Origin of the sequence: Pseudomonas chlororaphis, assembly GCF_001921865.1 — a bacterium.
Taxonomy (GTDB): Bacteria; Pseudomonadota; Gammaproteobacteria; order Pseudomonadales; family Pseudomonadaceae; genus Aquipseudomonas; species Aquipseudomonas chlororaphis_D.
In genome coordinates, this window is record NZ_MSCT01000002.1 from 148,436 (window position 1) to 172,345 (window position 23,910).

At 62.6% G+C, this 23,910-nt stretch carries 24 protein-coding genes; 13 read left to right on the forward strand and 11 right to left on the reverse strand.

What is annotated here, in order from left to right:
- The first annotated feature begins 58 nt into the window (after positions 1-58).
- Positions 59-1,600: a phosphoenolpyruvate carboxykinase gene (locus BTN82_RS00930; protein WP_075117312.1), complete on the forward strand. Its 1,542-nt coding sequence runs from the start codon at positions 59-61 to the stop codon at positions 1,598-1,600.
- Between the two features lie 140 nt (positions 1,601-1,740).
- On the opposite strand, the gene BTN82_RS00935 is transcribed toward BTN82_RS00930, so the two are convergent.
- Positions 1,741-2,094, reverse strand: coding sequence for a DUF1493 family protein (locus BTN82_RS00935; protein ID WP_075117313.1), 354 nt, complete (start codon positions 2,092-2,094; stop codon positions 1,741-1,743).
- Between the two features lie 188 nt (positions 2,095-2,282).
- Between BTN82_RS00935 and BTN82_RS00940 the strand changes: the two genes are divergently transcribed.
- From BTN82_RS00940 to BTN82_RS00980, 9 genes are all read left to right on the forward strand, one after another.
- On the forward strand, positions 2,283-2,705 hold the full coding sequence (locus tag BTN82_RS00940; RefSeq protein ID WP_315969259.1) for a hypothetical protein: 423 nt from the start codon (positions 2,283-2,285) through the stop codon (positions 2,703-2,705).
- 219 nt (positions 2,706-2,924) lie between these two features.
- Positions 2,925-3,155: a hypothetical protein gene (locus BTN82_RS00950; protein ID WP_075117491.1), complete on the forward strand. Its 231-nt coding sequence runs from the start codon at positions 2,925-2,927 to the stop codon at positions 3,153-3,155.
- A gap of 175 nt (positions 3,156-3,330) precedes the next feature.
- Complete coding sequence (locus tag BTN82_RS00955; RefSeq protein WP_075117315.1) at positions 3,331-4,506, forward strand: tetratricopeptide repeat protein; 1,176 nt, start codon at positions 3,331-3,333, stop codon at positions 4,504-4,506.
- 66 nt (positions 4,507-4,572) lie between these two features.
- On the forward strand, positions 4,573-5,697 hold the full coding sequence (locus tag BTN82_RS00960; RefSeq protein ID WP_075117316.1) for a polysaccharide deacetylase family protein: 1,125 nt from the start codon (positions 4,573-4,575) through the stop codon (positions 5,695-5,697).
- 235 nt (positions 5,698-5,932) lie between these two features.
- A complete protein-coding gene (locus BTN82_RS00965; RefSeq protein WP_075117317.1) occupies positions 5,933-7,867 on the forward strand; it encodes an ATP-dependent DNA helicase RecQ in 1,935 nt (644 codons plus the stop codon).
- Positions 7,868-8,032: 165 nt separating this feature from the next.
- Complete coding sequence (locus BTN82_RS30820; protein ID WP_148169437.1) at positions 8,033-8,239, forward strand: hypothetical protein; 207 nt, start codon at positions 8,033-8,035, stop codon at positions 8,237-8,239.
- Positions 8,240-8,290: 51 nt separating this feature from the next.
- The gene (locus BTN82_RS00970; RefSeq protein ID WP_075117318.1) at positions 8,291-9,268 is read left to right on the forward strand and encodes a ThiF family adenylyltransferase; all 978 of its coding nucleotides are present in this window, start codon (positions 8,291-8,293) and stop codon (positions 9,266-9,268) included.
- Between the two features lie 6 nt (positions 9,269-9,274).
- Positions 9,275-9,730, forward strand: coding sequence for an HIT family protein (locus BTN82_RS00975; RefSeq protein ID WP_075117319.1), 456 nt, complete (start codon positions 9,275-9,277; stop codon positions 9,728-9,730).
- A gap of 156 nt (positions 9,731-9,886) precedes the next feature.
- Entirely contained in the window at positions 9,887-10,318 is a 432-nt protein-coding gene (locus tag BTN82_RS00980; protein WP_075117320.1) for an acyl-CoA thioesterase, read from the forward strand.
- 128 nt (positions 10,319-10,446) lie between these two features.
- Here BTN82_RS00980 and BTN82_RS00985 read toward each other — a convergent pair whose 3' ends face one another.
- The 4 genes from BTN82_RS00985 to BTN82_RS01000 form a co-directional block, all read right to left on the reverse strand.
- Positions 10,447-10,929 (reverse strand): YMGG-like glycine zipper-containing protein, encoded by a 483-nt coding sequence (locus BTN82_RS00985; protein WP_075117321.1) that lies wholly within the window; start codon positions 10,927-10,929, stop codon positions 10,447-10,449.
- A gap of 280 nt (positions 10,930-11,209) precedes the next feature.
- Positions 11,210-13,558 carry an FdhF/YdeP family oxidoreductase gene (locus BTN82_RS00990; protein WP_075117322.1) on the reverse strand — a complete coding sequence of 783 codons (2,349 nt, stop codon included), beginning with the start codon at positions 13,556-13,558 and terminating at the stop codon, positions 11,210-11,212.
- Positions 13,555-14,394, reverse strand: coding sequence for a formate dehydrogenase accessory sulfurtransferase FdhD (gene fdhD, locus BTN82_RS00995; RefSeq protein WP_075117323.1), 840 nt, complete (start codon positions 14,392-14,394; stop codon positions 13,555-13,557). The genes BTN82_RS00990 and fdhD overlap by 4 nt, the downstream gene beginning before the upstream one ends.
- A gap of 95 nt (positions 14,395-14,489) precedes the next feature.
- Entirely contained in the window at positions 14,490-15,377 is an 888-nt protein-coding gene (locus tag BTN82_RS01000; protein ID WP_075117324.1) for a LysR family transcriptional regulator, read from the reverse strand.
- 138 nt (positions 15,378-15,515) lie between these two features.
- On the opposite strand from BTN82_RS01000, the gene lysM reads away from it, so the two are divergent.
- Positions 15,516-15,956, forward strand: coding sequence for a peptidoglycan-binding protein LysM (lysM, locus tag BTN82_RS01005; RefSeq protein WP_075117325.1), 441 nt, complete (start codon positions 15,516-15,518; stop codon positions 15,954-15,956).
- Positions 15,957-16,075: 119 nt separating this feature from the next.
- Here lysM and yrfG read toward each other — a convergent pair whose 3' ends face one another.
- Positions 16,076-16,738, reverse strand: coding sequence for a GMP/IMP nucleotidase (yrfG, locus tag BTN82_RS01010; protein ID WP_075117326.1), 663 nt, complete (start codon positions 16,736-16,738; stop codon positions 16,076-16,078).
- An 89-nt stretch (positions 16,739-16,827) separates the two neighbouring features.
- Here yrfG and nudE point away from each other — a divergent pair, with 89 nt between their 5' ends.
- Complete coding sequence (gene nudE, locus BTN82_RS01015; protein ID WP_075117327.1) at positions 16,828-17,394, forward strand: ADP compounds hydrolase NudE; 567 nt, start codon at positions 16,828-16,830, stop codon at positions 17,392-17,394.
- An 11-nt stretch (positions 17,395-17,405) separates the two neighbouring features.
- On the forward strand, positions 17,406-18,233 hold the full coding sequence (cysQ, locus tag BTN82_RS01020) for a 3'(2'),5'-bisphosphate nucleotidase CysQ (protein WP_075117328.1): 828 nt from the start codon (positions 17,406-17,408) through the stop codon (positions 18,231-18,233).
- A gap of 33 nt (positions 18,234-18,266) precedes the next feature.
- Here cysQ and BTN82_RS01025 read toward each other — a convergent pair whose 3' ends face one another.
- From BTN82_RS01025 to rfbB, 5 genes are all read right to left on the reverse strand, one after another.
- Positions 18,267-18,722, reverse strand: a complete 456-nt coding sequence (locus tag BTN82_RS01025; protein WP_075117329.1) for a YiiD C-terminal domain-containing protein — start codon at positions 18,720-18,722, stop codon at positions 18,267-18,269.
- A gap of 51 nt (positions 18,723-18,773) precedes the next feature.
- Positions 18,774-20,171, reverse strand: coding sequence for a sigma-54-dependent transcriptional regulator (locus BTN82_RS01030; RefSeq protein WP_075117330.1), 1,398 nt, complete (start codon positions 20,169-20,171; stop codon positions 18,774-18,776).
- Complete coding sequence (locus BTN82_RS01035; RefSeq protein ID WP_075117492.1) at positions 20,168-21,976, reverse strand: ATP-binding protein; 1,809 nt, start codon at positions 21,974-21,976, stop codon at positions 20,168-20,170. The genes BTN82_RS01030 and BTN82_RS01035 overlap by 4 nt, the downstream gene beginning before the upstream one ends.
- Before the next feature lie 122 nt (positions 21,977-22,098).
- Entirely contained in the window at positions 22,099-22,644 is a 546-nt protein-coding gene (gene rfbC / locus BTN82_RS01040) for a dTDP-4-dehydrorhamnose 3,5-epimerase (RefSeq protein ID WP_075117331.1), read from the reverse strand.
- 65 nt (positions 22,645-22,709) lie between these two features.
- A complete protein-coding gene (gene rfbB / locus BTN82_RS01045; RefSeq protein WP_075117332.1) occupies positions 22,710-23,792 on the reverse strand; it encodes a dTDP-glucose 4,6-dehydratase in 1,083 nt (360 codons plus the stop codon).
- Positions 23,793-23,910 lie beyond the last annotated feature (118 nt).

Below are 23,910 nucleotides of genomic sequence, written 5' to 3' on the forward strand. Positions count from 1 at the left end.
CGCGAGTTTCTACTACAAAACGTTTGGAGCACTCGGCCACTGGCCGACGGGGAACCTCATGACGCAAGCCAATAACGCCGTGTACACCGATCTGAGTGTTGATGATCTGGTCAAAGAAGCCCTGCAGCGCGGTGAAGGCGTGCTTGCCGATACGGGTGCGCTGGTCGTGGAAACCGGTCACCGCACCGGCCGTTCGCCAGTCGACCGTTTCATCGTTGAAGAGCCTTCCACCCAGGACGCCATTGCCTGGGGCCCGATCAACCGCAAGTTCCCGGCCGACAAGTTCGATGCCCTGTGGGCTCGCGTCGAGGCGTTCAACAACGCGCAAGAGCATTTCGTTTCCCATGTGCATGTAGGTGCTGCCGAAGAGCACTACCTGGCTGTGAAGATGACCACCCAGACTGCCTGGCAGAACCTGTTCGGCCGTTGCCTGTTCATCGATCCGGTCCAGTACAACCCGGCTGGCCGTGACGAGTGGCAGGTGCTCAACGTTGCCAACTTCGAATGCGTTCCAGAGCGTGACGGCACCAACTCCGACGGTTGCGTGATCCTCAACTTCGCGCAGAAGAAAGTGCTGATCGCCGGCATGCGTTACGCCGGTGAAATGAAGAAAGCCATGTTCTCGGTGCAGAACTTCCTGCTGCCGGCCGCCGACGTGTTGCCGATGCATTGCGCCGCCAACATCGGCGAAGAAGGCGACGTGACCCTGTTCTTCGGTCTGTCGGGCACCGGCAAGACCACCCTGTCCGCCGACGAAAGCCGCTACCTGATCGGCGACGACGAACACGGCTGGGGCGAGGGCGTGGTGTTCAACATCGAAGGCGGTTGCTATGCCAAGTGCATCGACCTGTCCGAGAAGAACGAGCCCGTCATCTGGAAAGCCATCAAGCACGGCGCCGTGCTGGAAAACGTGGTACTGGACGATGCCAAGAAGGCCGACTACGCCGACGGCAGCCTGACCCAGAACAGCCGCGCCGCCTACCCGCTGGAGCACGTCGAGAAGCGTTCCGAGAAGAACCTCGGCGGCGAGCCGAACGCTGTGATCTTCCTGACCTGCGACCTGACCGGCGTACTGCCGCCGGTGTCGATCCTCAGCGAAGAACAAGCCGCCTACCACTTCCTGTCCGGCTACACCGCGCTGGTGGGCTCGACCGAAATGGGTTCGGGCAGCGGCATCAAGTCCACGTTCTCCACCTGCTTCGGCGCACCGTTCTTCCCGCGTCCTGCCGGTGAATACGCTGAGCTGCTGATCAAGCGCATCCGCGGCTTCGGCTCCAAGGTCTACCTGGTCAACACCGGCTGGACCGGTGGTGGCTACGGCGTCGGCAAACGCTTCAACATCCCGACCACCCGTGGCGTGATCGCTGCCATCCAGAGCGGCGCTCTGGTCGGTGCCGCGACCGAGCACCTGGACACCATCAACCTGGACGTGCCACTGGCCGTACCAGGTGTCGAAACCGGCCTGCTCAACCCGCGCAACACCTGGGCCGACAAAGCTGCCTACGACGAAGCCGCCAAGGCCCTGGCCGGCCTGTTCATCGAGAACTTCAAGAAGTTCGACGTGAGCGACGCTATCAAGGCTGCCGGTCCGAAGCTGTAAGCGTCGGGTCAGTGGTTTGAGAAGCCGCCCTTAGGGGCGGCTTTTTTGTGGGCGTCATCGCACGGGTGAATGCGCAGTGGGGCGCCTTGACGATAGAGGGTGAAGCTTCGTTGCCGGCTGGCGAGGGGCCGGCACGGCGCTCAGGCCCCTTCCAATTCCCGCGTATCCCAACACTTGGCCTTGATCGCCCGGTACAGCATGCCGATGGTCAGCGGGAGCTTGTCGCCGCGTCCCTTGGCCCGGCGCTTGAGGAAGACGTCGTAGCCTTCGGGCTGGAAATAGCGGTAGGCGTCGTAGTCGATAAACTCGATGGCGAACTGTTCTTCCAACAGCTGCACTAACTGTTCGGCGTCCGCGCCGTCGCAGCCCAGGTCGTGGTTGATAGCGGTCTTGAGGCTGATGCTCTTGCGTTCGGGTAGGCCGATTTCTTCGTGCAGCAACTGCATGAGCTGGCGCATGGTCGGGTCGTCGGGGAAGCCGGGGGCGAGGTGCATGGTGGAGTGTCCGCAGGGTTTGTCGGTGATGCCGGTCGGCCTCCAGTTTAGGAGTAATCGGTCGGGTTGAACGAAAAAGAAAAGTCGTTCGAGCAACTCGGATTTGCCTGACAGCCAGCTTCGCTTGCGCTGGTTAACGTGAGGGTCCGGTTGAAGGCCGGGATCCTCAGGCGACCGAGCAAAGGACTATGCCCCGTGACAAGGATGATGTGCCCCAGGTATGGCAGCACCACGACGCTGACGGCGGTGGCTACCGCCGCTTGCGCAAGATGACCGCGAGCGAGCTGGCCGAGCGGGATGAGGCGCAGCGGCACTATGAGCAGATGCTCGCTCGCCAGCAAGCTTATGAAGACCGCTTGCCGCCTCCGCGGGTGGAGGCGCCACCAGTACTTACCGGTTGCGTATTCGCCAAGTCGTGCAAGCTGCCGGATGCAGTTATCGACTACGTCACCCCGACAGGCTTTATCCCGACCGATGCGGTGGCGAATTACGGTGCTCTGACGCTGTTGGGTGGTCGCAAGGATTGGAAAATCCCAACCCTAAACGGAGAACGGCTAAATGAAACACTCAGTCAGAGCATTTTACAGAACGACGGAACGTCTGGCTTTTAAGGTGGAGATTCCCTCGGAAAACTTTGAGCAGCTAACAGGGTTGATGGAATGGCAAGAGCCTGATGACCCGATCTATGAGTACGAGCTATCAGATGAGCAGATAGCTGATTTGGAGAAGCTGATAGGGCACCAATTTCACAGCCCGGAGTACCTGTTTTTCCTGTCGTGCAGTGCGTAGATCTATGCCTCCCATCTTGAAACGACATGGAGCAGAGTTTCATGGAGTATCGGATTGAAGCCTTTGATAGGCAGACCGAATGCTTGGTCTTTGAAGTGGGGCTACCCGCTGGTTGCGATGAGCAGCTCAAGCGCCTGATGGGGTGGACGGTGGAGCAGCAAGGTTGGGAGGGATACGATCTGAGTGCTGCTCAACTGGTGGTGCTGGAGGAAATCTCAGGGAAGAAGTTTGATATTTCGGCTTATGACTTCCAGCTCACAGTAAATGGCTGAGCGTTTCCTGGGAGTTGCTGTCATCCCCCACTTCTCAGCAAATTTCAAGAATCCCCGCAGACACTCGCTTTCCCGATGGATTAGCGAGCAAACCCCGAAAATTCTGTGTATCGTGCCCGCCAAATCTGCCGGGCGCCCTTGGGTGCCGACTTCATACACTTAAAGGGAATTAGGTATGCGCTTGTTTCGCGTGACTTCGATTTTTTCGTTGTGGGCATTGGCGTTTTCGGTGACGGCGCAGCAGCTGCCGGTCGAGGTGCTGAGTGCGGTGGTCAAGGATCAGAAGATCGCTGACGCCGAAGTGCTGGTGCAGCGCAATGGCGCGCAGAGCGTGGTCGGCCGTACCGATGCGCAAGGCCAGGTGACCCTCAATACCGACTTCGCCGATGACGCCAGCAACCTGCTGATCATCAAGAAACCCGGCTATTCCAACCTGGTAGTCAAGTGCCCGTGCAGCGGCATGACCTACGCCATCAGCCCGGTGATGCAGAACCTCGACGGTTTGCGGGTGGTGCTGACCTGGGGCGCTAACCCCAGCGACCTCGATTCGCACATGATCTTCCCGGGCAACAACATCTACTTCCGCAACCAGCAAGGCGATGACGCCCACCTGGACGTCGACGATATCGACAGCTACGGCCCGGAAACCATCACCCTGGAAAAGAAACACTACGGCGAAAGCTACGTGTACGCGGTGCATGACTACAGCAACCAGACCCGTCCGAACTCCAGCCAGCTCTCCGCCAGCCAGGCCAAGGTGTTCGTGTACATGGGCCAGTCGCTGGTGCGCACCTACTACGTGCCGCAGAACCGCAGCGGCAACCTGTGGACGGTGTTCCGCATGACCGGTAACGGCGACTTCCAGGACATCAACACCCTGACTGGCGTGACCGTCGACGCCCAGGACGTGTTGAACGAAGTGTCGCCGTTGCTCGACGACAAAGTGGAAGTCGCGGCCGTCGCCGTCAGCAGCAGCGCGCAAGCCGATGCGAAAACCCTGAACCGTAAAGGCGAAGAGGCTTACCACGCCGGTAACCTGCAGCAAGCCATCGACTTCTACCGCCAGGCCATCGAGCTGAACAACGGCTACGGCCAGGCTTACAGCAACCTCGGCCTGGCTTATCAGAAGGCCGGCAACACCGCCGAGTCGATCTGGGCCAACCGCAAGGCCATCGCCCTGGCCAGCGGCAATTCGGCGGCCACCGTGCGCGCCAGCTCCTACTACAACATTGCCCGTATCTATGAAGCGGCCGGCCAGTTCGCCGATGCCCTGCGGCACTATCAGTTGGCCAAGCAGCAAAAGGCCAATCCGGTGTACGACAAAGCCATCGAGCGCGTACAGAACCGCTGATTCACGGATGTTGGACCCCATAACGCGCCGTTCCCCGGCGCGTTATGCATTTATGGAGGTTGTGTCATGCGGGTTTTGCTCGTTGCCTTGATGTTGTCCCTGTGGACCGCCGTTGCCCAGGCTGCCGGTCCGCTGGTGTTCGCCACCCTCGACCGCAGCACCTGGCCGGGTTCGCTAGCCACCGCGGCGGGCTTCGATACCGCTTCGCGCGCGGAAATCCTGATGTTCGGCAAGGCCCTGCTGGCCAGTGAGGCTCTGGACGATGCCAGCCTGCAGCAGCGCCTGGGCGTCAAAACCCTGGACCATCATTCGGTGGAGCAAGTACGCGAGCGTTTCTGGATCCGTTTGCTCGCCGGCTACCACAGCGCCAGCCAGAATTGCGCAGGCGCGATCTTCTGCCCGCCGGTACGCAACCTGGACGACCTGCGACAACTGGCCCAGAGCTTTACCGGAACGACCAGCCCGGCCTACGACGGGTGGGCCCAGGCGAGCCGACTGTTTCATGAGCAGTACCTGAACGAGCAACTGCGCCTGGCCGCGCTGTTTCCCAAGATCAGCAGCGAGATTGAGCGTTTCGACAGCAGCGAGCTCATGGGCGACGAACTGGCGGACCGGCAGTTCCTGCTGACCTTCGACGACGGTCCTACGGCAGCGGGCGGGCACACCGATACCCTGGCTAACGTACTGCGGGCCAACGACCTGCATGGCCTGTTCTTCGTCTTGGGCGAGCCGTTCCAAGCCCGCCTGCGCCAGTCGTCGCCGGCCAAGATGCGCGAGTTGTACAGCGGCCAATGCGTTGCCCTGCATGGCTGGGCGCACAAGTCTCACAGCGCCTGGAGCGAATGGCAGCAATCCGTCACCCGCTCTGTGACCCTGGTACGCGGCACGTTGCCGGATGACTACCAGCCGTTGTTCCGCCCGCCTTATGGCCAGCGCCAGAGCGACAGCGCGGTATTTTTCAAGGCCCAGGGAATCAAGGTGATGCTCTGGGGCATCGACTCCCAGGACTGGAGCAAATCGATCAGCGCCAGCGCGGCGAACCAGCGGGTGCAGACGCTGATGTTGCTATGGCGCCGGGGGATCATTTTGTTCCACGATATCCACAACAAGGCGCCTGCTGCGGTGCCGGCGCTGATTGCCGCGAACAAGAGCAATGGCGTGAGGTGGGTGGATTGTCGCGCGACGCGGTGATGACCTGAAATCGCCATCGCGAGCAAGCTCGCTCCTACAGGGGACGACGCGGTCGACGTAGGAGCAGCCGGTCGACGCTCGATTGCTCGCGATACACCCTGAAAAACACCGCGTAACCCTCGCCATACGCGGCTCTCCGTCCCCCTGTATCATCCCGTATCCTTTCCTCTCCCGACCTTTCCCGACCGCTGTGCCAGGCTGCAAGGCACGTCAGCGGTCAAAGGAGTGACAGCTCATGCACGACACCCTCGAACAGGTCTTCGGTTATCCACAGTTTCGTCCTGGCCAGGAGGCGGCGGTCAGCGCGGTGCTGGCCGGGCGCTCGGCGGCGGCGATCTTTCCCACGGGGTCCGGCAAGTCGCTGTGCTATCAGTTGCCAGCGCTGCTGCTGCCGCACCTGACACTGGTGGTCTCGCCATTGTTGGCGCTGATGCAAGACCAGCTGGCGTTCCTGCAACGGCACGGCATCGCCGCGGCGAGCATCGATTCGGTGCAGAGTCGCGACGACGCCAACAACGTCATGGCGCGAGCCCGGGCCGGCGAGTTGAAGATCCTGATGATCTCGGTGGAGCGCTTGAAGAACGAACGCTTTCGCAACTTCCTGCAGCAGGTGCGGATTTCCCTGCTGGTGGTGGACGAGGCGCACTGCATCTCCGAATGGGGCCACAACTTCCGTCCCGACTACCTCAAGCTGCCGGACTACCAGCGCCAGTTCAATATCCCCCAGACCTTATTGCTGACCGCTACCGCCACACCCAAGGTGATCGCCGACATGCAGGCGAAATTCGCCATCGCCGCGGAGGACGTGGTGACCACCGGCTTCTACCGGCCCAACCTCAACCTGTTGGTGGAACCGGTGCGTGGCCAGGACAAGCGCCGGCGTCTGGTGGAGTGGCTGGGCGCTCGCTCCGGGCAGCCGAGCATCGTCTACGTCACCTTGCAAAAAACCGCCGAGCACATCGCCGAACACCTGGGTCGTAACGGTATCCAGGCCGAGGCCTATCACGCCGGCCTGCCTCACGAGCAGCGCGAGGCCATCCAGCGCCGGTTCATGGCCGGCCAGTCCAATTGCATCGTCGCCACCATCGCCTTTGGCATGGGCATCGACAAGAGCGACATCCGCAACGTGGTGCATTTCGACCTGCCCAAGTCCATCGAGAACTACAGCCAGGAAATCGGCCGCGCCGGGCGCGACGGCAAGCCGTCCGACTGCCTGGTGCTGGCCAACCGCGACAGCCTCAACGTGCTGGAGAACTTCGTCTACGGCGATACGCCGGAGCTGGAAGGCATTCGCTGCGTTCTGGAGGAACTGCAGGGGGCGGTGCCCGAAGGGCAGTGGGAGTTCCTGCTGGGGCCGCTGGCGGACCAGAGCAATATTCGCCAACTGCCGCTCAAGACGCTGCTGGTGCAGCTGGAGCTGCGTGGCCTGATCGCGCCGCGGTATGCCTACTTCGCCGAATACCGCTTCAAGTTTCTCGAAGAGCCGCAGGCGCTGCTGGCGCGTTTCGAGGGCGAGCGTCGAGCGTTCGTGGCGGCGATCATCGAGACCTCCAGCCGCGCCCGGACCTGGGCCACGGTGGATTTCGACGCGCTTTACCAGCAGCATCGGGCTGAACGTAACCGGGTGGTGAAGGCCCTGGATTATTTCCAGGAGCGGGGCTGGATTGAGCTGGAAAGCAAGCAGATGACCGAGGTCTACAACCTGCTGGAAACGGGGGGCGATGCCGTGGCCTTGAGCCAACAATTGCACGATTACTTCAAGCAGCACGAAAGCAGCGAGATCGCCCGGATCCACGCCATGCTCGAGCTGTTCGCCACCGAGCAGTGCCTGGGCTATCGCCTGGCGCAGTACTTTGGTGATAGCCAGGCACCACGGCAATGCGGGCATTGCTCGGTGTGCCATGGCCAGGTGGCTCGTCTACCGGAGCCACCGGCGCTGCCCGCGCTTGTGGATAAAAATTTCGAGGCGTTGTGTAGCGACTTTATCCACAGGCACCAACAGCACAACGGCACGGTTCCGGGAGCGGAACGGCTGACCCGGTTTCTGTGCGGCCTCAGCGTGCCGCTGTTCACCAAGCTCAAGGCGCGCTCGATTCCAGGTTTTGCGGTGCTCGAGGATTACCCCTACGCCGAGGTGCGAAAGTGGGTGCAAGCCTGCCTGCGGCAATGAACGCACTTCTGTAGTCGCTGGTGAAATCTGCGTCGCGGCCACGGTTATGTGGAGTCGAGTGTTAGTTTGATAAAACAAGATGATAATGATACTTGATCGCGTTTGTCCGGGCTGCTAGCATCCGCTCGCTTTGATTTTTCAAGCGACCTAAAAGGGAATATTTAGATGAAAAAAGTTACTGCAGTTGGCTTGATGCTTTTTGCTGCCCAGAGCTTTGCAATGGAAACAGGATCTTCCGCTGTCAACTCTCACTCCAATCTCGGCTTGAAGTCCGTGGCCGAGAAAAAGATCGAATCGGTGCCGCAAGGCTGGTGCTCTAATATCCCGCTCAGCTATCAGGATGCACGGGCGATGGGATTGAAGTGTAACTAACTTATCAGGAGAGTGCCCTTTGCCGACGGCAAGGGGCATTGGATGTGAAGCATGGAAGAGTTGTTGTCTCAGGGACGAGAGAAGATAGTCGATGGCATTGCCTATAGCGACGATCAGCCATTGGCCATCTTGGTCCCCTCGGTTATTTTCGGAACAGACCGGAGTGGGGCCAATTACGTTTCTGGTCCCGCGTGCGTCATAAAGATTGAAGCCCTTACACATGAATCCTTATGGTCCGCTCTGGTGCAGAGCGGTTCGTTGATCTTTGGCCAGGCGGAGGAAATCCGCCAAGTAAAAGAACGGCTTCAGGCGGGCAGAACCAGTCGGACATCGTCCTATCTGCTGGGCCGTATCAAGAACTGCCATGACTTTCTTTCTGCCGCCGAGCGCCTCGAGGCGCTAAAAGTGCTGATTGTCGGTTGTGGCGGAATCGGTTCGATGACGGCATTGAACCTGGCCGGCGCAGGCGTTCGGCATATCACGTTGATCGATGGCGACCGGATCGAGAAAAGCAACCTGAACCGTCAGTTCTTCTGGGAGGATGCCGATGTCGGGAAGCTCAAGGCGGATCAGCTAAAGCAAGTCATTGGCAACAGGTTTGCCGATGTTGACTGCATTATCGCTAACGAATTTCTTTCCGAGGACGAAATAACAGAACGTTCTCGCGACCACGACGTGACCATCATTACCGCCGACGAGCCTCTCGGGCTCGGCCAATCGGCGATGAACGGCGCGTTGCATACGGCCGATAGATTGGTCATCAGCAGCGGCTATTTTCACCAGTACTTGTCCATTGAAGCTGGCAATGCTTCCACCTCGTACAACAGCGCGACGGAAGACATTCAGTGGCGACGCAGCCCTGGTTTCATCGGCCCAAGTTTCGGGCCGTCGAATACTGAACTGGCCGGACTCATTGCCTCGTTTACCGTCAATTATGTTGTCGATAAAGGCCATGGGCTGAATTGGCAAGAAGGTTTCAAGGACGTCTGGGATTCAAGGGTATTTCCAAGAAAGTCATTACGGGAGTGATGTCCGATGTCGTGCATTTTTTGCGATATTGTCAGCGGGGAAGCTCCCTGTCATAAGATTTGGGAAGATGAAAAACACATTGCCATACTTTCGATCTATCCCAATACGGAAGGCTTTAGTGTGGTCTTGCCGAAAAAGCATTATTCCAGTTATGCCTTCGAGCTTGATGATGTAGTGCTCAGCGAATTGGTTATTGCTTGCAAGAAAGTAGCGCAGTTGATAGATCGGGCATTTGATGATGTGGGCAGAACCGGAATGATGCTTGAGGGGTTTGGCGTCAATCATGTTCATGCCAAGTTGTTCCCGATGCATGGTACCGGCGGGCAGAAAGAGTGGCGCCAGGTCAAGTCCAATGTCGATAAGTATTTCCAGACTTACGAAGGCTATATCTCTTCACATGACCATGTTCGCGAGAGCGACGAAAAGTTGCGGGAAATAGCCAGGCTTATAAGCGGTAGTTAGATCGGTAGCGTACTTCGGGGTCAGTGTCGGGGTGAACGCCAGGGTGGGTGTTTTGCCGGGCACTGGATAAGATGACCGCCGCTACAGGAGCGGACGCCAGCGTCCGCGCAGGCTTTCCCGCATGGCGCGGGAAGGCGTATCGCCGCCGGGGGCCCCATGACTGACCGCATGCCGCAACGTACCGACTACCGCCATTTCCAGCCGATCATCACGCGTTGGCACGACAACGATGTCTATGGCCATGTGAACAACGTCACTTACTACAGCTTTTTCGACACGGCGGTGAATACCTACCTGATCGAAGAGGGCGGCCTGGATATCCACGATGGCGAGGTGGTGGGCTTCGTGGTGAGTTCGGCCTGCGATTATTTTGCCTCGATCGCTTTTCCCGAGCGCATCGAGATTGGCTTGCGCGTCGGCAAGCTGGGCAACAGTTCGGTGCAGTACGAGTTGGCGGTGTTCAAGGCAGATGAAGCGGATGCCTGCGCGGCAGGGCGCTTCGTGCATGTATTCGTCGATCGGGCGTCGAACCAGCCGGTAGGGATTCCCGTCGGGTTGCGGGAGGCGTTGGAGCGTTTGCTGGTGTAAGGCACAAAAACGACCGCAGCCTTCGGGCGGGCTCCTTGGGTTCATCCCGGGGGTGATGAACCCTGTTTTACAGGAGCTGCCGTCAGGCTGCGGTCGTTTTCGTCAGCGGGTTGCGACCGTTTCAGGTCTTAGTCGCGCCAGTGACGTTTATGCTTGCGATGCCCGTAGGCATGACCATGACCCCGGCGGCCGTCGCGGTAGTAGCGGCGGTCATCGCGATCACGATCGCGGTAGTGGCGATCATCGCGATCGCTGTCGTTACCCATGTAGTTACCCAGCGCGCCACCGGCGCCGCCGCCTGCTGCCGCGCCGATCAGGCTGCCGGTGGTACCGCCCATGCTGCGGCCAACCACGTTGCCGCCGGCGGCGCCCAGCGCGCCGCCGATAGCGGCTTCGCCACGGCTGCGTTTGTCCGCGCCGACCGCACTGCCGCCTGCGCCGCCCAGGGCTGCGCCGATGGTAGAGCCGGTGCTACCACCCAGGGATTGACCGACGACCGAGCCTAGAACCCCGCCCAATGCGCCGCCCACACCTGCTTCAGTGGTGCCGCCGGCAGAGGCGATGCCGCTGACGAGGCCAAGGGACAACAAGAGAATCGAGGAGAACTTCATAGAGGAGCCTCAAAGGGATGACGGCGCGATCCTGAGGCTGTGTTGAGGGGCTTACAATCGAAATCCGACGAATAACACGAGTTGTACACAATCTCGTAACTTATTGTTTTTAATGCGGAACTTAAGTGATTTTCGTCGGTCTTTAGCTACTTGGAACAAGGCCGCTTTCGCAGGAAAGCGGCCTTTTTTGTGCCCGGGATTTGTTGGGTGGGGGGAGGGCGCTTCGCGAGCAAGCTCGCTCCTACAAGGGATATAGGAGCTGGCTGGCCCACGATAAGGCTCAGGCCGACTTGGCCATGATCAAGCCATTGTCGCTGGCTGCTTCCAGGCGGATCGCGATGAACTTCGAGGTCGGGGTGTGGCTGCCGTCCCCGGTGCTTTCCAGCGGCACCAGCGGGTTCACTTCCGGGTAGTAGGCCGCGGCCTGTCCTGCCGGAATGTCGAAGGCCAGCAGGGTGAAACCCTTGACCCGGCGTTCGCGGCCGTCGTCCCACAGCGAAACGATGTCGGCTTTCTGCCCCGGCTTGAAGCCCAGGCGGATGATGTCGGCTTCGTTGGCGAACAACACGTCGCGCTGGCCCTTCACGCCGCGATAGCGGTCGTCCAGGCCATAGATGGTGGTGTTGTACTGGTCATGGGAGCGCATCGATTGCAGGATCAGGTCCGGCAATTGCCCGGTGGCGCGGGTGCGCTCGTGTACCAGGTCCTTGGGCAGCAGGTTCGGGCGGAAATTGGCACGGCCCGACGGAGTATTCCAGCGCCGCATGCCGGCGGTGTTGCCGAGGTAGAAACCGCCGGGGTTCTTCAGCCGTTCGTTGAAGTCCTTGAAGCCTGGGATGGTGTCGGCGATCAGGTCGCGGATGCGGCCGTAGTCGGCCACCAGCCAGTTCCAGTCCACCGGATGGCTGCCCAGGGTGGCAGCGGCGATGCCGGCGAGGATCGCCGGTTCCGAGCGCATGTGCTGCGACAGCGGCTGCAATTGGCCGTTGGAGGCATGGACCATGCTGAAGGAGTCTTCCACTGTCACCGCTTGCGCGCCTTCGGTCTGCAGGTCGATGTCGGTACGGCCCAGGCACGGCAGGATCAGCGCCTCCTTGCCGTGGGCCAGGTGGCTGCGGTTGAGCTTGGTGCTGATTTGCACGGTCAGGTCGCAGTTGCTCAGGGCCTGGAAGGTCCGTGGGCTGTCCGGCGTGGCCTGGGCGAAGTTGCCGCCCAGGCCGATGAAGACTTTCGAGCGGCCGTCGAGCATGGCGTGGATCGCCTCGACCACGTTATGGCCGTTCTCGCGAGGCACCTTGAACTGGAAGCGCCGCTCCAGGCTGTCGAGGAAGGTGACCGGCGGGCGTTCGTTGATGCCCATGGTGCGGTCGCCCTGCACGTTGCTGTGGCCGCGTACCGGGCACAGGCCGGCGCCGGGACGGCCGATGTTGCCGCGCAGCAGCATCAGGTTGGCGATTTCCTGGATGGTCGGCACCGAGTGGCGATGCTGGGTCAGGCCCATGGCCCAGCACATGATCACGTTCTTGCCTTTGGCGTACATGCGCGCCGCTCGTTCGATCTCCACCAGGGTCAGGCCGGACTGCTCGACGATCTGCTCCCAGGGGGTGTCGTCGATGACGCCCAGGTAGTCGAGAACGGCGGCGGTGTGCTCGTTGAGGAAGTCATGATCGAACACGGCCGGCGCGCCGCTCTTCTGCGCGTCGCGTTCCCATTGCAGAAGGAACTTGGCCATGCCCCGCACCAGGGCCATGTCGCCGCCCAGGGCCGGGCGGAAGAAGGCGGTGTTGGTCGGCTTGTCGCCGTTGGTGAGCATTTCGAACGGGTGTTGCGGGTGCTGGAAACGTTCCAGGCCACGCTCTTTCAGCGGGTTGACGCACACCACCTGAGCCCCGCGTTTCACGGCTTCGCGCAACGGTTCGAGCATCCGCGGGTGGTTGGTGCCGGGGTTCTGGCCCCAGACGAAAATCGCGTCGGCATGCTCGAAGTCGTCGAAGGTCACGGTGCCTTTGCCGACGCCGACGCTTTGCGCCAGGGCTACGCCGCTGGCTTCGTGGCACATGTTCGAGCAGTCGGGGAAGTTGTTGGTGCCGTAGGCGCGCACGAACAACTGGTAGAGGTAGGCGGCTTCGTTGCTGGCGCGGCCGGAAGTGTAGAACTCGGCCATGTCCGGGCTGGGCAGCGCCTGCAGGTGCTTGCCGATCAGGGCGAAGGCCGCCTCCCAGCTGATGGGCTTATAGCGATCAGTCTCGGCGTCGTAGCTCAGGGGCTCGGTCAGGCGGCCCTGATATTCGAGCCAATAGTCGCTCTGTTCCAGCAGCGAGGCGACGCTGTGCTTGGCGAAGAACTTGCCGTCCACGCGGCGTTTGGTGGCTTCCCAGTTCACCGCCTTGGCGCCGTTTTCGCAGAACTTGACCATGCCGCTTTCCGGCGAGTCGCCCCAGGCGCAGCCCGGGCAGTCGAAACCGCCGTTCTGGTTGGTCTTGAGCATCATGCGCAGGTTCTTCAGCGCGTTGTCGCTGGTCAGCCAGGCTTGGGCGACGCTGATGAGCGCGCCCCAGCCGCCCGCCGGCCCCTTGTAGGGCTTGTAGCGTGGAGTGGGAGTCTGGTCGGCTTGTTGATGAGTGCTCACGCTTGATTTTCCATGGCTGGGCTATAGACCCGCGGCGCACTTTTCTGCGGCAGGTGGATGAGATTGAGGTTGTGCCGGCGCGCCCATTGCAGGGCCAGGCCGGTGGGCGCCGAGAGGCTGACCAGGGTCTGGATGCCGGCGCGCAGGACTTTCTGGATCAGTTCCAGGCTGCAGCGGCTGGTGACGATGGCCACGCCGCCGGCCGTGGGGATGTCCTGGCGGATCAAGGCGCCGATCAGTTTGTCCAGGGCGTTGTGCCGGCCGATATCTTCGCGGCCCAGCAGCAGTTCGCCCTGGGCGTTCATGAACACCGCCGCATGCACCGCGCCGGAGTGTTGGCCCAGCGGCTGGAAGGCGCTGATGCGCTGGCGCAGGCCGTCGAGCCATTGGGCGGGCGGCAAGGGTGCGCCGGGCAGGACCTTGAGATCCGGCAGCGCCTGTTCCACTGCTTCCACGCCGCACAGGCCGCAACCGCTGGTACCGGCCATTTGGCGGCGCTGCTGCTTGAGGCTCCAGAAGGCGCGGCTGGAAATCTGCACCTGGGCGTACTGGGCCGAGCCGTTGCCGCTCAATTGCAGGTCGTAGAGATCCGAGGCGTCTTCGATGATGCCGCTGCCGAGGCTGAAACCGACGATAAAGTCTTCCAGGTCGCTGGGGGTGACCAGCATCACGGCCTGGTTGATGCCGTTATAGGCGATCGCCAGCGCGACTTCCTCGGCGAGCGCCGTGCTGGCCGACTCGCTGCGGTCGAGGTTGCTGTAGCGGTAGCTCTGACTGGCGGCGGGCGCGGGCGTTTGTGGTGCAGGCGTCGCGCGGGCCGGGCGCTGGGGTTTCATGGGGGCATCACCGGCGGAATATCCAGCCCCTAGACTAAGCGCGTCAAAGTGTCGCGTCTAATTGCTAGTACTGATGCTCCGATAGATGACGTCGATCAAGGTTCGATTGGTGATTCCTGGTACAGCGCGAAGCAGGCCTCGGCCAGCGCCGAACGCGGTGCGCTGCGACGCATGATCAAACCCAACTGCGCCAGGGTATGGGCGTCGGCTATCGGTTGCAGGCGCAGGTGTTCGGTGAAGGCTTCCAGGCCGCCGTCCAGCGGCATGACCGCGCAACACAGGCCGCCTTGCACCATTTGCATCAGTTGGTGCACGGCATCGGTTTGCAGCAACGGTTGCGGAGTGAGGCCGCGACTGTGGAAGTTGTGGTCGATGGACTGACGGAAATGCATGCCGCTGGTCAGCATGCCCAGCGGCAGTTCGATCAACGCCTCCCAGCTCAGCGGCTGCTCGCCGAAGCTGAAGAAGCGCTGGTCATAGAGCAAGCCCATGCGGGTTTTGCCGAGGGCCCGGGACTCGAAGCGTTCGTTGTCCAGGCGCTCCAGGTAGGACACGCCCAGGTCCAGCCGATTGCTCGCCAGCTGTTCGAGGATCTGCTCGGAGCTCAAGGCCGACAGCTCGAAGCGCAGGTTCGGGTGGGCCTGGTGCAATTGCTGCATCAGCGGCAGGGGGTCGAAGCTCGACAGCGGCACCACACCCAGGCGCAGGGTGCCGACCAGGCTACCGCGACAGGCCGCCGCCTCGGCCTGCAGCCCGTCGTAGGCGGCCAGCACGCTGCGGGCCCAGGCCAGCACCCGCTCCCCCGGCGCGGTAAAACCCTCGAACCGCTGGCCGCGGTTGACCAACGGCAGCTCGAGTTCTTCCTCGAGGCTGCGCAGGCGCATGGACAGGGTCGGCTGGGTGATGTGGCAGCGCGCGGCGGCTTGGCCGAAGTGGCGGGTTTCGTCGAGGGCGATGAGGAATTTCAGCTGTTTGATGTCCATCTTCGCTCCTGGCGGCGGGGGGTAGGCGATTCTAGCGTGCTTGCCGGGCACAGAGTCATTGGTCGATTTTGAACCTCGCCTCTGCGCTCTGGTCTAGTCTTTCGCGTCTGGACCCATAAAACCCAAGGAGTGTGCACCATGAGTATTTTTAGCTTTGTGAAAGAAGCGGGCGAAAAGCTTATCGATTTGTTGACGCCGGGTAATGCCAATGCGAGCGAACAGCTCAAGGACCACATCGCCAAGGTCGGCCTGGGCAACCCCAACGTCCAGGCAACCGTGGAAGGCGACAAGGTCATCGTGACCGGCGAAGTCGCGAGCCAGGAAGAAAAGGAAAAGATTCTGCTGGCCGTGGGCAACATCGCCGGCGTGGGTAGCGTGGACGACCAGATCACCGTCACCGGTCCTGTGGCCGCCGCCGCGCGTTTCGTCACCGTGAAAAAAGGCGACACCCTCAGCGCCATTTCCAAGGCCGAGTACGGCGACGCCAACAAGTACAACAAGATCTTCGAGGCCAACAAGCCGCTGCTGTCGCACCCGGACAAGATCTACCCGGGCCAGGTACTGCGCATTCCTGAGTAATGCTCGGTCTGTAGCCGCTGCCGAAGGCTGCGATAAGGTCCGAAGGACCTTCTGCGATGGATATCGCTACGACCGTTTCACGGTCGATCGCAGCCTGCGGCAGCGGCTACAGGGTTGCTCTACAACCCTTCTATCAACTCCCGATAATCCCCCACCGCGGCAAATTCGGCCGTGTCTTTCGGCCCTTTGCGGCTGTCCGGTTCACTCACCGCCAACAGATGGGCCACGCCGAAAATCTTCGCGCTGCGCAGGATCGGCAAGGTGTCGTCGATAAACAGGCTGCGCGCCGGATCGAAGCCGATATCCGCTTGCAGGGCGTCCCAGAATTGCGGGTTTTCCTTGGCGAAGCCGTAATCGTGGGAGCTGATCAACCGCTCGAAATAGGGCGCCAGTTCGATTTTTTCCAGCTTCAATGACAGCGAGTCGCGGTGCGCGTTGGTGATCAGCACCACACGTTTGCCGGCCTGTTTGATCGCCGCGAGAAAAGTATCGGCATCCGGGCGCAGGGCGATCAGGTGGGCGGTCTCCAGCTTCAGTTCGCGCACCGGCAGTTTCAGTTCGGCGCTCCAGAAGTCCAGGCAATACCACTGCAATTGTCCGGCGTTACGCTCGAACAGCGGGCGCAGTTCCATTTCCGCCATGGCGCGGCTGACGCCATGCAGTTCGGCATAACGCTGGGGCAGGTGTTCCAGCCAGAAGTGGTTGTCGTAGTGCAGGTCCAGCAGGGTGCCGTCCATATCCAGCAGAACGGTATCGATGTCGCGCCAGGGCAGTGAAGGCATGGAAAACGTCTCGAGCGGTAGAAAGATATCCGACACAAACAATCGGGAAAGCCGCGCTATAGTAGCGCGTTCACGCCAAGGAGCCTTTTATGCGCCAGAAACCCACCGTACTCGCCCGCGAGATCGTCGCCACCAGCCGTCTGTTTTGCGTCGAGGCGGTGCAGTTGCGCTTTTCCAATGGCGTGGAGCGTACCTACGAGCGGCTGGTGGGCAAGGGCAACGGTTACGGCGCGGTGATGATCGTGGCGATGCTCGATGCCGACCACGCGGTGTTGGTCGAGGAATATTGCGGCGGCACCGACGCCTATGAGCTGTCGCTGCCCAAGGGCCTGATCGAGCCGGGCGAGGATGTGCTGGCGGCCGCCGAGCGTGAGCTCAAGGAAGAGGCCGGTTTCGGCGCGCGGCAACTGGAGCACCTGACCGAGTTGTCGTTGTCCCCCGGCTACATGAGCCAGAAGATCCAGGTGGTGTTGGCCACCGATCTCTATGAGGAGCGGCTCGAAGGCGACGAGCCCGAGCCGATGCGCGTGGACAAGATCAACCTGCGCGAACTGTCGGGCCTGGCGCAGAATCCGCAGTTCACCGAGGGCCGTGCCCTGGCCGCGCTGTACCTGGCCCGCGACCTGTTGATCCAGCGCGGCGCCTTTCAAGCATGAGCGAGCCATCGATGAATTTCCCCCACCCGCTGCTGGCCCCGGTGATCGACCTGGCCTTGCAGGCCGGCGAGGCCATCCTGCCGTTCTGGCGCTCCGGCGTCGCGGTCGCGAGCAAGGCTGACGAGTCGCCGGTGACGGCGGCCGACCTCGCGGCCCACCACCTGATCCTGCAAGGCCTGACCGCGCTGGACCCGAGCATCCCGGTGCTCTCCGAAGAAGACGCCGATATCTCGCGCGAGGTGCGTGCCGGTTGGCAGCGCTGGTGGCTGGTGGACCCGCTGGACGGGACCAAGGAATTCATCGCCGGCAGCGAAGAGTTCACCGTCAATATCGCCCTGATCGAACAAGGCCGGGTGGTGTTCGGCGTGGTGTCGATGCCGACCAGCGGTCGCTGCTATTTCGGCGGCGCCGGCCTCGGCGCGTGGCGCGTCGACCAGGGCGAGGCGCCGGTGGCGATCCAGGTTCGCGACAGTCTTTCGGCGGGCCAGGCCTTCACCGTGGTCGCCAGCCGGCGGCACAGCAGCCCCGAACAGGAGCGTCTGCTGGCCGGGTTGAGCGCGACCCTGGGCGAGCTGCAACTGGCGAACATCGGCAGTTCGCTGAAGTTCTGCCTGCTGGCCGAGGGCGTGGCGGATTGTTATCCGCGGCTGGCGCCGACCTCGCAGTGGGACACCGCGGCGGCCCAGGGTGTACTGGAAGGCGCGGGCGGCGAGGTGCTGGACCTGAGCGGCGCGCCGTTCCGTTACCCGGCGCGGGAGTCGCTGCTCAATGGTTTCTTCCTGGCGCTGCCGGCCAAGGCCGCCTGGCGCGGGCGCTTGCTGGAACTGGCGCAGGGCTGAAGGCGAGCGCTTTGCGCTCGCTCGCGAAGGAATCTAGCGGTGCAACACGTACTGCCCGGTAAAACGCACCGCATCCTCGTCGCTGCCATCATTCACCACCCGCGTGTGCAGGATCAGCCGCGCCCGACCGTAGCGCTGGTACATGGCGATAAACCGGTGCCACACCTCTTCGCTCGGCGCGGCGCAAATGGCCGTGGCGTCACTGGTCACCGGCAGGGGGTAATTGATCTGCCCTTCCTGGATCACGATGTGCCCGTCGTCGATTCCCGCTTCCTTCAACCGCAGGTGCAGCCAGCCCCAGCCGGCCAACACTGCGCCGCAATACAGGCTGCCGCCGAACATGGTGCTCTTGTGGTTGACGTTGGCGTCCAGCGGCAGTTGCAGGCGCAGTTCCTGGGCGCGCCAGTCGAGCACCTTGAGGCCCATGTCCCGGGTGAGGGGAATGTCGTGATGGAGGATGGATTCCAGGTAACGACTGTCGCGGTTCATGCGGGGCCTCGGTGGTGAAGGAGGTGCTTTAACAAGATTAGTCGGCATCGTTCAGTCGATATCGTCGCCGGTACTGGCGCCGCTGTCGCCGAAGTTCAGGCCGTGCTTGCGCAGTTTGTCGTGCAGGGTCTTGCGCGGTAAGCCCAGGGCTTCGGCCAGGCTGCGCATGGAGTTGTGGGAGCGTGCCAGTTCGGCGGCGATCAGGCTCTTCTCGAAGTTCTCCACCTGTTCGCTGAGGCCGCCCTCGACCACCGTCTGCGCCGGTTGTGGGGTGCCGTCCGGGGCGCTGTTGTCCAGGGCCAACTCCAGGCCGAGGGCGAAGCGCTCGGCGGCGTTCTGCAGTTCGCGTACGTTGCCCGGCCAGCTATGGCGCAGCAGCAGGGCGCGTTGCCCCGGTTGCAGTTCGTGGGGCGGCAGGCCGTGGCGGGCGCTGGCTTCGTCGGCGAAATGCTGGAACAGCAACAAAGCGTCCTCGCCGCGCTCGCGCAGCGGCGGGATGCGCAGCGGCGCGACATTCAAGCGGTAATACAGGTCGGCGCGAAAGCGTCCCTGGTCGGCCGCCTGGCGCAGGTCTTCCTTGGTCGCGGCGATGATGCGGATGTCCAGCGGGATCAACTGGTTGCCGCCCAGGCGCTCGACCACCCGCTCCTGCAACATGCGCAGCAGCTTGACCTGGACGTCCAGGCTCATGCTTTCGATTTCATCGAGGAACAGCGTGCCGCCGTTGGCGAATTCGAACTTGCCGATGCGGCGTTTCTGCGCGCCGGTAAAGGCTCCCGGCTCATGGCCGAACAGCTCGCTTTCGACCACCGATTCGGCCAGGGCCCCGGCGTTGATCGCCACGAACGGGCCGTTGCGCCGGCTCGACAGGTCGTGCAGCGCCCGCGCCACCACTTCCTTGCCGGCGCCGGTCTCGCCGAGGATCAGCACGTCGGCCTTGGTGGCCGCTAGGGCGCCGATTTGCTCGCGTAAGCGCAGGATCGGTGCCGACAGCCCGACCAGCCGCGCGCTGAGTTCCTGGCGGTCGCTCAGGGCCAGGCGCAGGCTGCGGTTGTCCAGCACCAGGCGGCGCAACGCCAGGGCCCGGCGCACGCTGTCGAGCAGGGCGTCGCTGGCAAAGGGTTTTTCCAGGAAGTCATAGGCGCCGGCGCGCATTGCCTGTACCGCCAGCGGCACGTCGCCGTGGCCGGTGATCAGCAGCACCGGCAGCTCCGGGTCCTGGGCGTGCAGTTCGCCGAGCAGTTCGAGGCCGTCCATGCCGGGCATGCGGATGTCGCTGACCACCACCCCCGGCCAGTCGCGTTCCAGGCGCGCGGCCAGGCCCCGGGCTTCGCCCAGGGGCAGGATCTTCAGCCCGGCCAGGTCCAGGGTCTGGCTCAGGGCCTGGCGCAGGTGCGGATCGTCGTCGATCAACACCACCTGCACATCGCGGGGGATCGGTGTACTCATACGCTGCGGTCCTCGGACGGTTGCAGGCTCACTCCCGGCGCGCCGGCGCGCAGCCGCAGGGTAATCAGGGCGCCGCCTTCGCGGTAGTTGGCGAACGACAGTTCACCGCCGAAGGCGCGCATCAGGGTGTCGCAGATCGCCAGGCCCAGGCCAAGGCCCTGGGTGCGGGTCTTGGTGGTGTAGAACGGCTCGCCGGCACGGCCCAGGGCTTCCATGCAGAAGCCCGGGCCATTGTCGCGAATGTACAGGTTGACGCCGGTGGCGGTGGATTCGGCACTCAGCCAGAGCCGGCGCGGCGGAGCTTTCTCGGTCAGGGCGTCCAGGGCATTGGCCAGCAGGTTGCCGAGCACTTGGCGCAGACGCGTCTCCCCGGCCTCGACCCACAGGGTGGCCGCCGGCAGGTCGCGGATCAGTTCCACTTCCATTGCCCGTCGGCGCTTGGCCAGTAGCGCCAGGGCGTCGTCGAGCGCCGGTTGCAGGGCGACGCTTTCCGGCGCGTGGCGGTCGCGCCGGGCGAAGGCGCGCAGGTGGGCGATGATCGAGGCCATGCGCCCGGTCAGTTCGCTGATCAGCTTGAGGTTGCCGCGCGCGTCCTCGGTACGCTGATGGTCCAGCAGCACCTCGGCGTTTTCCGCGTAGCTGCGGATCGCCGCCAGCGGCTGGTTGAGTTCGTGGCTGATGCTCGCCGACATGGTGCCCAGGGCCGAGAGCTTGCCGGCCTGCACCAGGTCGTCCTGGGCGCGCACCAGCTCTTGCTGGGCGTGTTCGCGTTCCAGCACTTCCTGCTTGAGACGGCGGTTGAGGCCTTCCAGGTCGCTGGTGCGTTCGGCCACGCGCATCTCCAGCTCGCGCCGGGCCTTGGCTTCGAAGGCGATGCGTTCCAGGTAATGGCGCCGCCGCTGCATCATCAATCCGAGCAGCAGCATCAGCACCAGCAGCGTGGCGCCGCCGACCGCCATCACGGTACGCACCGGACGGTCGATCAGGGTGCGCGGGGCGAGGATGCTCACGCTCCAGCCGGTTTCGTCGATCTGTTGGGTCTGGGTCAGCCAGGCATTGGCGTCGAGGTTCAACGGTCGCGGATCGCGGGTCGGGTAGGGCTGGATGGCGACGATGGCCCGGCTTTCTTCTTCGCTCAGCGGCCGGGTCGAACGAAAGCGCCACTCGGCCCGCGAGGTGAGGATCACCACGCCGTTGTGATCGGTGACCACCAGTTGCTCGGGGGTCTTGCCCCAGAGGCTTTCGGTGTGGTCCAGGTCGACCTTGACCACCAGCACGCCGATGACTTTCTCCCCGCTGCGCACGGCGGCGGCGAAGAAATAACCGCGCTTGGCCGAGGTGGTGCCCAGGCCGAAGAAGCGCCCCAGGCGCCCGGCCATGGCCTCGCTGAAATACGGCCGGAAGGAAAAATTACGGCCGACGAAACTGTCGTGCTTGTCCCAGTTGGACGCCGCCAGGGTCTTGCCCGAGGTGTCCATCAGGTACATGACTTCGGCCCCGGTCTGGGCGCTGATGTTGTTCAGCAGGCGGTTGGCGTTGCCCTGGGTCACGCCGTCGTCCGGCGCCCCGAGGACCGCGCGCAGCGCCGGCAGGTCGCCGAGAATCTGCGGCAGCACTTCGTAGCGGTGCAGGGTGCCCAGCAGGTTGGCGACGTAGAGGTCGAGGGTCTGGCGGTTCTGCCCCGCCAGTTCGCTACGGTAGTAACGCTCGGCCAGGTGCTCCAGCGGCCACAGCAGCGGTGCCAGGCACAGGGCCAGCAACGCCAGGCTACGCCAGCGGGGGCGTCGGGGAAGAGGTGGGGTCATGAGGGCCATGCGCCTGTGGGTACAGGCGCATTATGCCTAGGCCTGCCTGGCAAGGCACAAGTGTCGCTGACAGTCGCCGCCGGTGTGCTGCTCAGTCCCAGCGACGGGCTTGAGTAACGGGGTCAGGGGAATACGTCCGCTTCGGTCAGCAGCTTGCCGGCCTGGTCCTTGGCCGAGAGTTGTGGCGCTTCATCGAGTTGCCAGTCGATGGCCAGGGTCGGATCGTCCCAGCGAATGCTGCGCTCGGCTGACGGGGTGTAGTAGTCGGTGGTTTTGTAGAGGAATTCGGCGAACTCGCTCAGTACCACGAAACCGTGGGCGAAACCTTCCGGGACCCACAGTTGACGGTTGTTTTCGGCCGACAGGCGTACCGCCACCCATTTGCCGAAGTGCGGCGAGCTGCGACGGATATCCACCGCCACATCGAGGACTTCACCGGCGATGACGCGCACCAGTTTTCCTTGGGTATTTTCCAGTTGGTAGTGCAGGCCGCGCAGTACACCTTTCTGCGAGCGGGAATGGTTGTCCTGGACGAACTGGGTATCCAGGCCGGTTGCCTGCGCAAAAGCCTTGGCATTGAAGCTTTCGTAGAAGAAGCCTCGCTCGTCACCAAATACCTTGGGCTCAATGATCAGAACACCGGGTAAGTCGGTGGTGACTACATTCATGGGGTTTCTCCAGCAAAATGAATTTGTTGCGGCCGTGGCCGGGAATTGTCTAGTACGGATGACGTTCAGGCAATTAGATCACGGGGGGCGCTGAAGCCGAGTCGTTGCCCTTGGTAGCTGCCGTCCTGCACGCGCCGGCACCATTCCTGGTTGTCGAGGTACCACTGCACGGTCTTGCGCAGGCCGCTGGCGAAGGTTTCGTCCGGCACCCAGCCCAGCTCGCGTTCGATCTTGCCGGCGTCGATGGCGTAGCGCAGATCGTGGCCGGGGCGGTCCTGGACGAAGGTGATCAGGTCGGCGTAATGCCCCACGCCTTCGGGTTTGTGCGGCGCCAGTTCTTCCAGCAATTGGCAGATGCCGCGCACCACGTCGATGTTCTTCTGTTCGTTGTGGCCGCCGATGTTGTAGGTCTCGCCGACCGTGCCTTCGGTGACCACCTTGAGCAGGGCGCGGGCGTGGTCTTCGACGTACAGCCAGTCGCGCACTTGCAGGCCGTTGCCGTACACCGGCAGCGGTTTCCCGGCCAGGGCGTTGAGGATCACCAGCGGGATGAGTTTTTCCGGGAAGTGGAACGGCCCGTAGTTGTTCGAGCAGTTGGTGACCAGCACCGGCAAGCCATAGGTGCGCTGCCAGGCGCGAACCAGGTGGTCGGACGCGGCCTTGCTGGCGGAGTAGGGCGAGCTGGGCGCATAGGGCGTGGTTTCGGTGAACAGGTCGTCGACGCCGTGCAGGTCGCCGTACACCTCGTCGGTGGAAATATGGTGGAAGCGGAAGGCGTTTTTTTCCGCCGCCGGCAGGCCCTGCCAGTAAGCGCGGGTGGCTTCCAGCAGGCTGTAGGTGCCGACGATATTGGTCTGGATGAAGTCCGACGGGCCGTCGATGGAGCGGTCGACGTGGGACTCGGCGGCCAGGTGCATGATCGCCTGTGGCCGGAAGCGCTCGAGCAGCGCGCTGACGGTGGCCTGGTCGACGATATCGGCCTGGACGAACTCGTAGCGGGTATCGGTGGCGATGCTCGACAGCGATTCCAGGTTGCCGGCGTAGGTCAGCTTGTCGAGGTTGAGCACTTCGTGCCCGGTGTTGCGGATCAGGTGGCGAACCAGCGCCGATCCAATAAAACCGGCGCCGCCGGTAACGAGAATGCGCATAGTGGTAGGCCTTTTTCCCTAAGACGTGGATCGCGAATGGAGCATAGCTTGTCGGCAGCCAGCGGCCGCCGCAAGGGTCGCCGACGTCTGGTCCGGGGATTCGCGCCCCGTTCACCGT

Excerpts from the sequence above, each read along its gene's own strand:
- BTN82_RS01035 (WP_075117492.1), bottom strand. The coding sequence starts at position 21,976 with ATGACCCCACCTCTTCCCCGACGCCCCCGCTGGCGTAGCCTGGCGTTG.
- BTN82_RS00955 (WP_075117315.1), top strand. The coding sequence starts at position 3,331 with ATGCGCTTGTTTCGCGTGACTTCGATTTTTTCGTTGTGGGCATTGGCG.
- BTN82_RS01025 (WP_075117329.1), bottom strand. The coding sequence starts at position 18,722 with ATGAACCGCGACAGTCGTTACCTGGAATCCATCCTCCATCACGACATT.
- BTN82_RS00975 (WP_075117319.1), top strand. The coding sequence starts at position 9,275 with ATGTCGTGCATTTTTTGCGATATTGTCAGCGGGGAAGCTCCCTGTCAT.
- rfbC (WP_075117331.1), bottom strand. The coding sequence starts at position 22,644 with ATGAATGTAGTCACCACCGACTTACCCGGTGTTCTGATCATTGAGCCC.
- BTN82_RS00970 (WP_075117318.1), top strand. The coding sequence starts at position 8,291 with ATGGAAGAGTTGTTGTCTCAGGGACGAGAGAAGATAGTCGATGGCATT.
- nudE (WP_075117327.1), top strand. The coding sequence starts at position 16,828 with ATGCGCCAGAAACCCACCGTACTCGCCCGCGAGATCGTCGCCACCAGC.
- BTN82_RS00935 (WP_075117313.1), bottom strand. The coding sequence starts at position 2,094 with ATGCACCTCGCCCCCGGCTTCCCCGACGACCCGACCATGCGCCAGCTC.
- BTN82_RS00985 (WP_075117321.1), bottom strand. The coding sequence starts at position 10,929 with ATGAAGTTCTCCTCGATTCTCTTGTTGTCCCTTGGCCTCGTCAGCGGC.
- BTN82_RS30820 (WP_148169437.1), top strand. The coding sequence starts at position 8,033 with ATGAAAAAAGTTACTGCAGTTGGCTTGATGCTTTTTGCTGCCCAGAGC.
- BTN82_RS00960 (WP_075117316.1), top strand. The coding sequence starts at position 4,573 with ATGCGGGTTTTGCTCGTTGCCTTGATGTTGTCCCTGTGGACCGCCGTT.
- BTN82_RS00940 (WP_315969259.1), top strand. The coding sequence starts at position 2,283 with ATGCCCCGTGACAAGGATGATGTGCCCCAGGTATGGCAGCACCACGAC.
- cysQ (WP_075117328.1), top strand. The coding sequence starts at position 17,406 with ATGAATTTCCCCCACCCGCTGCTGGCCCCGGTGATCGACCTGGCCTTG.
- rfbB (WP_075117332.1), bottom strand. The coding sequence starts at position 23,792 with ATGCGCATTCTCGTTACCGGCGGCGCCGGTTTTATTGGATCGGCGCTG.
- BTN82_RS01000 (WP_075117324.1), bottom strand. The coding sequence starts at position 15,377 with ATGGACATCAAACAGCTGAAATTCCTCATCGCCCTCGACGAAACCCGC.
- yrfG (WP_075117326.1), bottom strand. The coding sequence starts at position 16,738 with ATGCCTTCACTGCCCTGGCGCGACATCGATACCGTTCTGCTGGATATG.
- BTN82_RS00950 (WP_075117491.1), top strand. The coding sequence starts at position 2,925 with ATGGAGTATCGGATTGAAGCCTTTGATAGGCAGACCGAATGCTTGGTC.
- BTN82_RS00930 (WP_075117312.1), top strand. The coding sequence starts at position 59 with ATGACGCAAGCCAATAACGCCGTGTACACCGATCTGAGTGTTGATGAT.
- lysM (WP_075117325.1), top strand. The coding sequence starts at position 15,516 with ATGAGTATTTTTAGCTTTGTGAAAGAAGCGGGCGAAAAGCTTATCGAT.
- BTN82_RS01030 (WP_075117330.1), bottom strand. The coding sequence starts at position 20,171 with ATGAGTACACCGATCCCCCGCGATGTGCAGGTGGTGTTGATCGACGAC.
- BTN82_RS00965 (WP_075117317.1), top strand. The coding sequence starts at position 5,933 with ATGCACGACACCCTCGAACAGGTCTTCGGTTATCCACAGTTTCGTCCT.
- BTN82_RS00980 (WP_075117320.1), top strand. The coding sequence starts at position 9,887 with ATGACTGACCGCATGCCGCAACGTACCGACTACCGCCATTTCCAGCCG.
- fdhD (WP_075117323.1), bottom strand. The coding sequence starts at position 14,394 with ATGAAACCCCAGCGCCCGGCCCGCGCGACGCCTGCACCACAAACGCCC.